Raw genomic sequence first — 13,148 nt, 5'->3', positions numbered from 1 at the left:
GAAGGGGCTATTGAACGTCTGTGACTGCTAAAATAAAGTGGGTTCTTTCCAGAGTTAGTTGATTTCAGGCTTTCCCCGCATCTTTTCCAGAAGAAGGGTTTTGGTTCTTAAAGTGTTAAACCCGCATCGGCCATACATAATCCTCTTGATCACTTTCACTTTGTTGACGCTACCTTCAGCTAGCCCATTGCTTTCATCAAAAGTGATTGCGTTTTGCACCGCATCAATATCTCGTATAATACCATTGATGAAACTATTGATTTCGCTGATTCCTAGTTTTTGAGCTTCTGCGATCCAGTTGGATAGTTGATTCACCTCTTTCTCGGAGACCAGTTTTTTGAAGCTCCAAATGAGACTATATATGACTTGAAATTGTGGCACCGTTTTTAGTACTTGCTCAAATTGTTCTTTTGTGATGGCGCTCACTTCTTCCAGCGGGTGATAGAGCAGTTTAAACAATCGCTGACGCTTGATCATCTCAGTGTAGCCAACTACTTCAGTCGCTTTCGAAGCATCTGGATGTATCTGCTCCTTTTTCCATCTACTGCAGTAGTGTCGTAGATTGGAAGATGAACCTTCGTACCCCATTTCCCTAATTTCTCTTTCAATGACGCTGCCCATTACCCCAAGCTCAAGTTTTTGATCAATGAAGGAGCGATACCTGTCAAGAACACTTTGTCTGTACTTGCCTATCGTTCCGTGTACGGGATCAAAATCTGGAGAAAGGTATCTGTAGATGGTTCTTCGTGCAAGGTCTGTATCACGCTGTATCGCACTCACGCTGAGTCCGTTTTGTCGCATGCTTCGTATTTCTTCCACCAGTTCCATTTTCATCAGGACTTTTTCCTGACTTCTTTCATTTGCAATCGTTCTAAAACGATCAATCACTTCCTTATCTGTCAGCGCAATCAGTTTTTTATAACTCCTGACATCCATGTTCAATTCTTCGCAGATCTGTGTTTGAGTGAGACCCGCATCAGCTAGACTCTTTATCCTCCTAAATTTTTGTTCCAAAGTTAATTTTCGATTCTCATTGGCTGAAGATATTTCTTGTTCTATTTCAACGTTTTCGATGCTTCTGGTTGCTGGAATAAGAATTCGCGCCTTCATGACTTTTTTCAAATGGGCTTTCCCATAATCAATGAGATTTTTATACAAGTGGAACCTGTCACTTACTTGTCGGACCTCTGGATGAGCAATAGAGATTGCGTTTTTATAAGTGATGGATCCATCTCTTGAGACGAGTTCCAAATTGGGGAAAGTGCATAACCATTCCGTTACCTCCTCCGCGTCTCTGCTGGGCAAAAGATCAATGACTCGATGTGTCTCGAGGTCTACCATAATTGTGCCGTAGCGTTCTCTTTTTTTTAGAGCAAAATCATCAATACAAACAGCAGTTACGATCGCTTTATCAATCATTGTTCCAGTTTTTTTTTATCAGATTACAGATGGTGCTCTTTCCCACATCAACGATCTGGTTTCTCAGTATTTCCGAGGCTGCTACTGAACTGACATTCAACGAGATACGTAATATTTCTTCTTCCAGCCGTTTGGTCTTTTTTGCTTTTCCAGCCAAAACATCGAAACGTTCTGCAAAAGTGGTATGACCACATTCTTGGTTCTCACAGAAAAATTTGCGGTTCTCCAGCACGATGACCACTTTTTTTCCTTGGATCGGTAGATCTTGGAAAGAACGCTCGTACCTTGAGTGTATCCTGGAAGAGGGAGTGTGGCAGAATGGGCAATCGACAGAATACCGGTTTGAAGCAACATAAATGAAAAATGTGTCACCCGTCAACTCATGGTCAATGTAATCCAGATGTTCATCCAGCAGTTTAATCAATTCCTTCACGATGGCTCACTCCTATGTTGATTTATTACTTTACTTTTACCATGCTTGAGCAAGCAAATCAACTAACTCTGGAAAGAACCCACTTTATTTTAGCAGTCACAGCAAACAAGGTCGAAGATTCAAATGAGTCAAAAAGTGAACAAACTTAGGTGTCTTATACCCAGCATCAGCGACAACACAGTTGATTTCAGGAAAAAGTCTCTTCGATTGTTTGACGAGCTGAAAGGCGACTTGACTGTCATGAATATTTCCAGGAGTGATGATTGTGCTAAGAATAAATCCGTTGTCGTCGCATGAAGTATGGGCAGAATAAGCAAATTGTTTTTCTCGTTCGCCTTTGACGTAGTAGCCGCTTTCCGGATCAGCCTTACTTATTTTTCTTTCTTTCAGCTTCACTTCCTTTTCTAAGTCCAAAGTAAAAGGGCGTTTTCCGGCCTCTATTCGTTGACGATTGATCTCATCTTCTAATTCATCCTGATAGGCTTTCGCTTCATCATGGGTCATTTCTTTCGTAAACTTATGTTTATTGGCGTTAGCTTTGATGTGGGTAGAATCAAGATACAAATGATCCTCTGTTACAAAACCTGCTTTAACTGCTTGTTCTAAAATATAGGCAAAAATATCCTCAAACACCGTCGTTTCTCTAAATCGGCGGACATAATTCTTTCCAAAAGTGCCAAGGGTTACGAAACAAGATTTTGGCGTGTTTCTGAGCTTGTAACAGAACTTGAGAAGGCTTGGAAGAAGCAACAGATTCATTCACTAAAAAAGAAATTCGACAAGGCACGTTTAATTATATTAGACGAAATGGGTTATGTTCCCTTTACAAAAGAAGGCTCTGAACTGCTATTTCAGTTAATCAGCGAATGGTATGAGACAAAAAGCGTCATTATTACATCCAACCTTGAATTTAGTAGTTGGAATAAAGTGCTCATTGATCCCCGCCTTACGGCGGCATTGGTGGACAGATTGATTCATCACGCCCATATATTAAGCTTCACTGGTGAAAGCTATAAACTCAAGAATGCGTTATCAAAAATATAAAAAAATAGACAAAAATTATGCGTGGCAAAGTTATGTAATTTTCTTTGCAATCTTATGCGGAATGTCCTTGCAAAACACATCAAGTTTGATTTCTTTTTCCATGTGCCCCACAGTACATTTTTTAACTTAGTTTTTACCTTAGCTACGTTTACAAGACCATGATTGTCAATGATTATTAAACATAGAAAATCTGTTGTTCAATCAGTATTCTCCATAATTTGATGTTTAATAATACCTGTTTTAGAAATCTACAACAAATTAATGTAAGACTTCTTACAGACAACAACACCCGCATCCTGATTGAGGATACGGGTGTTTTTTGTCTGTAAATGCCGAAAATCGATTCGACTTAGTTGCTATCCGACATATTAATCCATTATAGTTTTAATACTTGAATAACCTAAACTTGTTCGTATGAAAAAAGATTGATCAGATTTTTATTTACAAGTATTTATCGTGATTCAAATCGTGTACTTAATCCAGTCTTCTGGTTGAAATTGATTATAGATTTTTTAGTATCTTACTTTTTTGTTTGATAATTAATGAACGCACCTATTAGATTGGCATCATTTGCAAATCTACATCGAGTTATCTCTGCATGCTTCAATCCTTTCGGCAAAGGAATGGTTTTAAAAAAAATAGCATAGTTTTGAATTATTGATTCTATAAAATAATCATCCTGACTTATTCCCCCACCAAGAACAATTTTTTCTGGCGAAAAGATAAACTGTAATGAAATTAAACTATTTACTACGCAATTAATATACTCACCATAAATTTTATTAGCTTCAGAATTTCCTGATTTCACTATTTCCATCATTGATTCGCCTGTTAATTTTTCTAAATTCAATTGTTGTTTCACTTTTTCAACTAATGACGGAACACTTAATTCATCACCTAAAAATTGTCTTCTACCATTTTCCAAATTCGAAGAAACCATAAGTGAAAATTCTCCTGCATACAAATTAGAACCTGAATAGATTTCACCGTTGATTATAATAGCTCCACCTACACCTGTACCTAAAATAAAAGCCAGACCATTTTTCACATTTCCAAGATTTCCAAATTGCATCTCTGCGAGCGCTGCGCATCGCGCATCATTCGCAACATGAATATTCATGGGAAAACTGTTCTGAAGAAGATCATAGAAATTAATTCCATCTAAATAACGCAGAGAACCTCCGTGTGTAATATCACCCGTCGAACTATCCATAGTTCCAGGAAGGCTAAAAGATAATCCAACAATCGAGAACTCTTGATTCAATTCTACTATTTTTTTGATTGAATTTAGAAAATCGTCAAGACAGGTTCTAGGGGTAACTACTTTCCCCTGTTTGAGTATTTCTACGCTTTCATTCATTACACCCCATTTGATGAATGTTCCACCTACATCTAGACTTAGAATATTCAATTGATATCTCCCAACTTTCAGTTATAGTTTATTCATTTAACGTATTATGTCCGTTGCTGGATATTACTTTTTTATAAAAATAAAAGCTCTCTTTTTTATATCGTTTCATGCTTCTTTCATTAAAATTATCTCGATCAACATAAACTAGCCCATACCTTTTATCCATTCCATCATTAACACTAAGTAAATCTATGAAAGACCATGGACAAAATCCAATCAAATTGACACCATCCCGTATAGATAACCCTAATTGATGAATATGATCATTTAAATAAGCAATTCTCTTATTATCATAAATTTTTCCATCGACTAACTCATCAGTATCAGACCAACCACACTCTGTAATCAAGACTGGAATATCTGGATATCTGTCGTGTAGTTGCTGTAACGCATAACGAATGCCAACAGGGTCAAATGACCAACCCCAGTTAGTATACTCAAGCCATTTAGATTTACATACTTCAACATTTTCCATCAGCGCTTTTTTAGGATCAAAAACATCTTTTTGTCTGAAAGTCGTCGTACAATACCAATTAACGGCAAGATAGTTAGCAGTTCCCTCAGATAAAATTTTCATTTCTTCTTTTGATATAGGAAGAGAGATTCCAGCATTTTCCAACATATTCAAATATTGTTGAGGAATTTTTCCCCTTAGTGAGATATCCATTAGCGAGAAAGAAAACATGTCTTCAATCGTTTTCGCTAATAAAACATTTTCTGAGGTACCATTTTCAGGCAAGGCTGTAATATAAGAAACAGCAGGACCAACTTTTAATTTGGGATACTTATGTTCCACTAAACTAAAGACTTTTGCTTGAGCGATACACATGTTAATATTCGCATACTGGGCCTTTTTATATAACTCTGAAGAATCAGTGTCTTCAATTCCCATAATATCTGGTTGATTTACCATTACATTCTGTTCGTTGATAGTTAACCAATAGGTAACTTTACTACCGTATTCCTTCAATAGAAAGGTTGCGTAATCAAAAAAGCTATTAATTGACTGCTTAGATTCCCAACCACCAAACTTTTCAATTAAAGACATAGGATAATCAAAATGAAACATTGTTACGATTGGCTCTATTCCATTTGCGTTTAACAAATCAATTAATCGGTGATAAAATTCTACTCCTTTAGGATTGATTTCTTTTGTATCTCCATTTGGAAAAATCCTTGTCCAGCTAATTGAAAATCGATAAGCTTTGAGACCAAGCTCTACCATCAATTGAACATCTTCTTCAAGATGATGGTAATGATCTACTGTAACTGTCGTATCCATCTGTATATGATTTTTCTTTTTAGTCCTCAAATCAGCAACCGAAATGCCTTTTCCCTCTGCATACGCTGCCCCCTCAACCTGAAATGCTGAAGTACTGGCTCCCCAAAGAAAATCGTTTGGAAAAAATTGATTATTCACTTATTAATCTCTCCTCATTTGCCACTTCTTCTTTATCTAAGTATTTAAAGAATGGATAATAAAGTGCTACTAGAACGATCATGATTACAATTCTGACAACAACTCCTTGCCACCCCATTGTAAAGAATGCTGCAATAAATTTAGGGACTGTCCAAGGTAAAATAACTGCAGAAAAATTTGGGTTATAAGAAGTAATAAATCCAATTTGTACAGCAATAAAGCCAATACCACCGGATACAATCGTGCTTAAAACAAATGGTACAAACATGATAGGATTCAACATGATAGGAAAACCAAATATTACTGGTTCATTGATATTAAAAATGTTCGGGATAGTCCCGAGTTTTGCAAAGGAACGATATCTCTTGGATTTCCCAAAAAATAGAATACATATCATCAGGCTAAGAGTGCTACCAGTTCCATCATTATTCATAAAATCAAAAACTACTAAATTGTTGAAATACTTAACAGATTCGCCCGCATTAAATTGTTCTATAGACATCATCATCATGGTCATAACGACTGGAGTGATTACAGACATAATCGCATTTGGATGAATCCCGAAGAAAAACAATATGTTTGCTAGAACATAAATTAAAAATAATGAAGGCACAGACGCGCCTATATCTAAAAGCGGTTTGGCGACACTTTCATTGATAAAAGAAAAAATTGTTCCGAAACTTGTGAAACTAAATCCTAGTCTTACTATAAAAACAAAAAATAATAATATGATTCCAATGAAGATTGGTTCAAACGACATAGTTACCATTGGTGGTACTGTATCAGGCATTTTTAAGACTAGTTTTTTATTTTTTACAAGTTTTGAGTAAGTCCACGGAATAAAAATACCAATAAGCATAGAAACAAATATCCCTGAACTTCCGAGATTACTAGACAAAAAACCTCCAACACTTTCATCTCCAACCGTTATTTGTTGAGGAGATAAAATAAGAAAAGCGGCTAGAGAAAATAAAACTGCTGTAATTTCTTTTATTTCAAGCAATTTTGAATAGCTATAAGCAATAGCAACTGTAGTGAAAAGTGCTAATACACCCATTGTTCCTCCAGAGATTGCATTTAATTGCTCTGTTAAACCGATTTTCTGAAAATACTCAGCAACTCTAGGTATAGGAAAACTACCTAATAAAGAAAAGATAGCCGCTCCCAAAGTTAAAGGCAATGTCAACATCATACCGCCAGATAGCGCTTGCAATATTTTGACTTGTCCAAGTTTTGACATTGCTGGAACTATTTTTTCCGATATTTTTTTATTCATAAAAAAACCTTCCTTTCATAAGATAAAACTATATTAACAATACCCTAACTTCTTTTGTTTCCAACTTAATAAAGAAATTTACAATCTGTATGACTATTTTCATGAGTATGAAAATTTGATATACTTTGTAGACTAACATACTCATACAGTACGTCGAGGTGAAAAAATGGAAAGCTATATCAAAATGCTAGATTATTTGAACACACACGAGTTAGACAGCTCTTATGCCCGTATCATTATCTATCTAATTAAACATATTAATAACGTTCCAAAACTTTCTATTACTGAGTTAGCGAACGAATGTTTTGTATCTAATGCAACCGTTTCTAGATTTGCTCGTTTTTTTCAATATGAGAATTTTCAATCTTTAAAAAAAGAACTAACTTTGCCATCTCAATATAAACCTGAATTCAATTTCAGGATGAATAGTAAATCAGTAGATTTGATTACTGACAATCCAAAAGAATTTTTAAAAAAATACTCACAGGCTATTATCAATTCTATCGAGGATGTATCAGAAAATATCGATATTGAAAAGGTAGATAAAATACTCACCTTAATAAATAAGCAAAAGAAGCTTTTTTTATTCGGCTCACCTAGTTCACTTAATCTGTTGCAAGAGATACAACGCGGTTTTTTTATCTCAGGATCTGTTATATATACTGGTGAGACAATTGCCGATTTCGAAAGATTGACTAATTATATTGATAGTCAATCTTTTGTAATCGTATTATCCTCATTCGGAAATTTTCTTTCAGAAAATACGAAATTGATGAATGCCATCATAAATATGGATTGCGAGACCTGTTTCATTACACAACATACAGAAAATCTAATTTCTACTTCATTTGACCACATTATCTCCGTTACAAAAAGAAATTATATCGAAGCTGGAAGTTATCCAACTATTTTATTTTGTGAATACTTTGTAAGAAGATACTTTTCATTATTTAGAAAAAAATAATTTTGGTCCTTTTATTTTTACATTCTATTTTCTTCCAAAACAACTGTAGGCACACATATCAAAAATGATTCACTTTCCTATATGCCCCACGATTGAGTTTTTTGACTTAGTTACATTTGAATAGTATATGATTTTTCATATATAGGTAATGCTATTTCCACAGACTTTTAGCTACATAAAGAATAACAATTCTACAACAAATTAATGTAAGACTTCTTACAGACAACAACACCCGCATCCTGATTGAGGATGCGGGTGTTTTTTGTCTTCTATTTCAAATTCTGACTATGAATTCTTTTTAAAAATTACTAAAACGCAGATTTACCCTTTTCGTCTAGAACCGTCCGTTACTCGGCCATTCCTTTGATAATCGTCACGAAGGAAATATCATACATTTGTGCATAAGGTTTAACGTAGACTTCAAAATCGATGCCATTGCTGCTAGGTTTAACCTTAACCACAGTGCCGATAACAAGATCCGCTGGCGAATTTCCACCCAAACCGGAAGTTCGAACAACGTCCCCTTCTTTAATCTCTTTTTCTTTAGTAACCTGCGAGGCGATCAATTGCTGTTTTTTTTCTTCATATTTATTTAAGATCCCAAAAGACTCCCCATTATTTGTACCTATTTTTATTGGAAAATGGTTACTGTTTTGATTATCAGAGGTCAATAATTCAATTTTGGATGACTGTTCTCTAACCTCCGTCACCCGACCAATCACCCCTTTTTGAGACATAACCGCCATGTTTTCCGTCACGCCGTCATCACTTCCTCTATCAACGATAAGCTCATCCTGCCAGGTGTCTGGAGAACGTGTGATGACCGTTGCCGAGACCTTCTCATAATCAGTCAATGTTTTGCTTAACTCCTCTTCAACCTTTAGACGTTCGATTTCTTGTGCTTGATTTTTCACGTTCTGTTTCAAATCATCGTGTTGCTCGATCTCGCCTTTTAGATTTTTATTTTCTTCATACGTATTTACCAGTCTAGACAAGGAATCAATACTCCCGAACCATCGTCCAGGTATCATAACGATATCCCCAACAACAGACAGTGGATCATTCATCGCAGTATCTGCATCGTTTTTCTTCCATCGATTTACTACTGTAACTAGAATGACTGCCATAGCCAAAATTACCACGACAATCATCCACCTTTTTAAACGAAACTTTTTCACTTAGGCACCCTCTATAAACTATTCGACTTTTACCAACAACCAAAAACAAATCCTTTGTTGCTTCAATTTTCTGTTAACCGCTTTCTAATGTCAATGATAGATTCAATAATCTAAAACTGGAATTCAACTGTTTATGCTGTATCTCGAAAAAAGTAATTTCGTTTTTTGGTAACTATCTATTTTATTTGAAGACAAAAAAGATCGAAATGCGCTGAGCTTTGTTTTCCTGTTGGATATTTTTGTAATTGTACAAAAGTCATTCAAAAACCGTTACCCTAAATAGCTATAGTATAATTAGCAGTAATCTAACTTATAACGGAGGAAATGAAATGAAAAAATCAGAAACTATTGAAACACTCGCGACAATCGAAGAGATCGTTACCGTTGTACCTGAAAAGTAGTACTGGGAAATGTAAAATTTGCCATTGTTTCTTACGTTGTTGATGGATTCAAGTATGTTTCAAAGAAAAGTATAACTGTTCCTTTAGGTTATCAAGTTGGTGATACGATAAAAATCAGATATGACAAAAATGAACCCACAAGATTTAAACGCCTTTCACCACGATTTGCATAGCGCTAAATTGATACCGAGTATGGCTTTAATTATCCGACAACATCTCTTTATGTCCCTAACATATCATCCTGTAAGACCCACAGTTACTTCTTATTTCTTATAGTATTCTGCTTTAAATTATTTAATTTCGTGTCCTTATCAAAAAAATTGATTACATGCAAAACACCTTGAGCTAATCAAAAACGCTATTTTTAAAGGTTATGTTGACGAGAGCCTCCTTATCAATGATAATTGTTAGCTGACATCGAATGAAAAGGAAAAGAGTGAAAAAATGAAATACTGTCCTAATTGCGGTACTGAGGTACGCTCAGAAGCAAATTTTTGTCCAGCCTGCGGATATAACTTAGAACAAACAAGACCAGCAGTTGGTCCTCAAAAAGATCCCGAAAACAACGTGCCCTTTTATCAACCAAAAATCGAAGAGCCGCTAAAGCTTGAGCTGGAAAAAGCAGATGGCTTACACATTACTCGTGCTGAAATCAAAAAACAGGCACAGGAAAAACTGTCCGGCAGATATGGTGAATGGTGTAAAACAATCATTTTGCTGGTCGGTGCGAATTTTATCGCCGGCTTTATTTTTCAAATTGCCTACTTTCGTTTTTTTACCAACGGCGTGCTAAGAATACTTAGCCCCTATGACTACTACGACAGCTATGGTTACGGCTATAATTATAACTACATCCAACCGTATACATCGCGGCTTTCGCTAGTTGCTTGGTTTCTAATCATGGTGGCGGCCTTTATTCTGATCTTTTTGATCGCCGCTTTATCGACCGCTGTCTTGCAATGGTGCGCGATCCACACCTTAAGAGGCAACCGAGCAGATGGATTACAAATCTTCGCGTACTTTATCAAGGCGCAAAAAAATCGTGTATTGAAGGCAAATATTTTAATCGCCATCTATACCTTCCTTTGGTCGATGCTGTTCGTCATCCCAGGTATTGTAAAGAGTGCATCCTATGCTATGACGAACTATTTATTGGAAAAAGAGGACAACTTAAGTGCTGCGGATGCGATTTTATTAAGCCGTCAAATCATGCATGGCTATAAGCTGGAATTTTTGATCCTGCGCTTTTCCTTTTTCTTCTGGAATCTCACAGCAATCTTCCAGCTTACGAATTTTTACGTGATGCCTTACCAGAATGTGACAGAGATTCAATTTTTAGACCGACTTTATGAACATTACATCGAACAAAACAAAGAAGTCGAAGCATAGAAAAAACGTCAGCTAAATGTTTTAGCTGACGTTTTTTTATTTATTCGTTCTCGCCTGTCTGCTTTGATACATCTGCTTAAAGACATAGATCGCGATAAATAATGCAAACATGCTTAACAGACCAAACAGAATAGTCTTCGTGCTGCCGGTCAAATTGCTGCCGACATATGAGTAAACCACCGTTGCCGGAAGCTGCCCGATCCCTGTTGCGATTAGGAAGGGAATCGGCTTAATCGCCGTTAATCCCGCCGCATAGCTGATAAAGTCAAAAGAGATAAATGGCAGCAGACGACAGATCAAAATCGTGTGTTTCCCATAACGATCAAAATACGCGTCTAACTTCTCCAGCGAAAAGTTCTTGTTCAACCGTTCAACAATATCTCGTCCTGCAATTCGTGCGATATAAAAACAAACCAATGCTCCCGCCATCGCACTCGTCCATGAAAGCAAAGCTCCTTGCCACCAGCCAAAAACCGCAGCATTCGCAAACGTAATCAAAAAGGCCGGCAATGGCGCGATGATTGATTGGAACATCATCAGCAGAAATGAGATCACGACTGCCCAAACTCCAAAAGACCGTAAATAGCCCACGATACTCTCTACACTCATGGAACGAAAGAGCATCAACACTTGTGTAACCTTCGAACGAATCCCCGGAATAAAGTAAAAGCCGACGACCGCCAGCACTATCACAAGAATCAATAGGATTCGAGCGAAAGTTCGCTTGTTCATTTTAGACATTATTTTTCTACTTCCTCAACTTTTGCCCATCGATAATATGAGCCATCATAATTTTTTACTTGTTTGAAGCCGCACATCTCCATCACTAGCTCCATGTAAGCTGAACGAATTCCAGCCGTACAATAAGTGACGATCTGATCCTTTTTAGATAAACCAGCATCTTCAAACAACTTCGTTAACTCTTCTTTACTCTTTAGCTTGCCGTTTTTCTGGAACAGCTCCGTGAAGCGCAGATGAATCGCGTCAGGCAAATGACCACCTTTGGCCTCGCCGTACAAGACCTCGCCTTTGTATTCTTTGTCCTCACGAACGTCGACAACTTTGTAGTCAGCATAATCCTTTTTCAATTCATCCGTCCTAATCATATGCTTTTGATCAATCGAATCAATCGTCACATCAACTGGATCTAGCTCCGTACTCTCATACGCTGTTTTAAGCCCCGATTTTTTCAAATCCGTAAAGCCACCGTCGACCATCTTGACATCCTGATAGCCGGCCGCTAATAATTCCCAAGCGATCCGTCCATCATCGCCCCAGCCTTTTTGCGCACCAGCAAACAGGACCACTTCCTTGTCCTTCGCGATCCCTTTTTCACCTAATCGCTTGCCTAATTCTGCGGGTTCAAGCACCAAGCCCCATTTCTCATCGCCGGAGGCCCCTTCTTCGACTGAAGCTAAATTTTGCCAACCAATTACAGTCGATCCTTTGATCGTACCTTTATTGGCCTCTTCTTCACCCCGCGCGTCAATTAAAATGAGGTCATCCAGATTTTTTTTAACGTACTCTGCATCCACAATATACTCACCAGTAAAAGCCGTTGTTTCTTTTTCGGCTGATTTAGAAGTGTCCGCTTTCTCGTCACCGCCGCCGCAACCTGTTAAACCTAAAGAAACTAACGCCAATAGCCCAATCATTGTTTTTTTCATCTTTTTCTCCATTCATTTGTCGTTTTGTTGCTCCGACATTCCTGCCGAAGCCCAGGAATCTCCATCCTTTTGTCTGATAAAGTTATTTTGCTAAATAGTTCGACCATAAATCCGCTATAAATTTAGACGTAGTCCTTAAACTAACTAAACTGCAAAAAGCAAAACTGACAGCTAGCTCTATTTAATGGATTCATTTTTCTAAAAGGCAGAAAAATGATTTCGCTTTTCGCTTCGCGTAGCATTTTGCTAAACAGTTCGACCATAAATCTGTTATAAATTTAGGCGTAGTCCTTAAACTAACTAAACTGCAAAAAGCAAAACTGACAAAAGGAAACATACCCCCATATGTTCCCAAACGACTTCTTTTAGTGAATGGATTACACTAATGGTAAACGAAGGTTCGTTAGGGAGGAGATTTTTACATTCACATTCTTAGAGACTCTAAGGCAAAGTGTTATACCTGATCACTGATGAAAATTCAAAATACTCCCTCCCCACATTCTCGATTTTTGCCCTTAGTAAAAGTATATAAAACGCTTTATCCTT

The 13,148-nt window shown here is 37.0% G+C and carries 11 protein-coding genes and 2 pseudogenes; 4 read left to right on the top strand and 9 right to left on the bottom strand.

Annotated features, from left to right (window positions below):
- Positions 1 to 54: 54 nt before the first annotated feature.
- From IGI52_RS15440 to IGI52_RS15430, 3 genes and pseudogenes are all read right to left on the bottom strand, one after another.
- Positions 55 to 1,419: an ISL3 family transposase gene (locus IGI52_RS15440; protein ID WP_438781653.1), complete on the bottom strand. Its 1,365-nt coding sequence runs from the start codon at positions 1,417 to 1,419 to the stop codon at positions 55 to 57.
- Positions 1,412 to 1,852, bottom strand: coding sequence for a transposase family protein (locus IGI52_RS15435; RefSeq protein ID WP_438781652.1), 441 nt, complete (start codon positions 1,850 to 1,852; stop codon positions 1,412 to 1,414). The genes IGI52_RS15440 and IGI52_RS15435 overlap by 8 nt, the downstream gene beginning before the upstream one ends.
- 102 nt (positions 1,853 to 1,954) lie before the next feature.
- Positions 1,955 to 2,527: pseudogene (locus tag IGI52_RS15430) on the bottom strand (transposase); the annotation flags it as partial.
- A gap of 12 nt (positions 2,528 to 2,539) precedes the next feature.
- On the opposite strand from IGI52_RS15430, the pseudogene IGI52_RS15425 reads away from it, so the two are divergent.
- Positions 2,540 to 2,896, top strand: a pseudogene (locus IGI52_RS15425) (ATP-binding protein); the annotation flags it as partial.
- Positions 2,897 to 3,416: 520 nt separating this feature from the next.
- Here IGI52_RS15425 and IGI52_RS15420 read toward each other — a convergent pair.
- From IGI52_RS15420 to IGI52_RS15410, 3 genes are read right to left on the bottom strand one after another with little or no spacing between them, the layout of a single operon-like run.
- Positions 3,417 to 4,307 (bottom strand): ROK family protein, encoded by an 891-nt coding sequence (locus IGI52_RS15420; RefSeq protein WP_016181609.1) that lies wholly within the window; start codon positions 4,305 to 4,307, stop codon positions 3,417 to 3,419.
- A 28-nt stretch (positions 4,308 to 4,335) separates the two neighbouring features.
- Entirely contained in the window at positions 4,336 to 5,727 is a 1,392-nt protein-coding gene (locus tag IGI52_RS15415; protein ID WP_016181610.1) for a glycoside hydrolase family 1 protein, read from the bottom strand.
- Positions 5,720 to 7,003 carry a PTS sugar transporter subunit IIC gene (locus IGI52_RS15410; RefSeq protein ID WP_016181611.1) on the bottom strand — a complete coding sequence of 428 codons (1,284 nt, stop codon included), beginning with the start codon at positions 7,001 to 7,003 and terminating at the stop codon, positions 5,720 to 5,722. Before IGI52_RS15410 ends, IGI52_RS15415 begins: the two co-directional genes overlap by 8 nt.
- Before the next feature lie 166 nt (positions 7,004 to 7,169).
- On the opposite strand from IGI52_RS15410, the gene IGI52_RS15405 reads away from it, so the two are divergent.
- A complete protein-coding gene (locus IGI52_RS15405) occupies positions 7,170 to 7,967 on the top strand; it encodes a MurR/RpiR family transcriptional regulator (protein WP_016181612.1) in 798 nt (265 codons plus the stop codon).
- A gap of 347 nt (positions 7,968 to 8,314) precedes the next feature.
- On the opposite strand, the gene mreC is transcribed toward IGI52_RS15405, so the two are convergent.
- Positions 8,315 to 9,145 carry a rod shape-determining protein MreC gene (mreC, locus tag IGI52_RS15400; RefSeq protein ID WP_016181613.1) on the bottom strand — a complete coding sequence of 277 codons (831 nt, stop codon included), beginning with the start codon at positions 9,143 to 9,145 and terminating at the stop codon, positions 8,315 to 8,317.
- Positions 9,146 to 9,548: 403 nt separating this feature from the next.
- Here mreC and IGI52_RS15395 point away from each other — a divergent pair, with 403 nt between their 5' ends.
- A complete protein-coding gene (locus tag IGI52_RS15395) occupies positions 9,549 to 9,719 on the top strand; it encodes a DUF3592 domain-containing protein (RefSeq protein ID WP_420290702.1) in 171 nt (56 codons plus the stop codon).
- Positions 9,720 to 9,990: 271 nt separating this feature from the next.
- Positions 9,991 to 10,935: a DUF975 family protein gene (locus tag IGI52_RS15390; RefSeq protein WP_016181614.1), complete on the top strand. Its 945-nt coding sequence runs from the start codon at positions 9,991 to 9,993 to the stop codon at positions 10,933 to 10,935.
- 36 nt (positions 10,936 to 10,971) lie between these two features.
- On the opposite strand, the gene IGI52_RS15385 is transcribed toward IGI52_RS15390, so the two are convergent.
- The gene (locus IGI52_RS15385; RefSeq protein ID WP_049219875.1) at positions 10,972 to 11,676 is read right to left on the bottom strand and encodes a TVP38/TMEM64 family protein; all 705 of its coding nucleotides are present in this window, start codon (positions 11,674 to 11,676) and stop codon (positions 10,972 to 10,974) included.
- Positions 11,676 to 12,602, bottom strand: coding sequence for a sulfurtransferase (locus tag IGI52_RS15380; protein ID WP_016181616.1), 927 nt, complete (start codon positions 12,600 to 12,602; stop codon positions 11,676 to 11,678). The genes IGI52_RS15385 and IGI52_RS15380 overlap by 1 nt, the downstream gene beginning before the upstream one ends.
- Between the last annotated feature and the right edge of the window lie 546 nt (positions 12,603 to 13,148).

The sequence above is a fragment of the Enterococcus sp. DIV0187 genome, from assembly GCF_051713785.1.
GTDB classification, from domain to species: domain Bacteria; phylum Bacillota; class Bacilli; order Lactobacillales; family Enterococcaceae; genus Enterococcus_A; species Enterococcus_A avium.
This window is presented reverse-complemented; position numbering and strand designations above follow the sequence as displayed.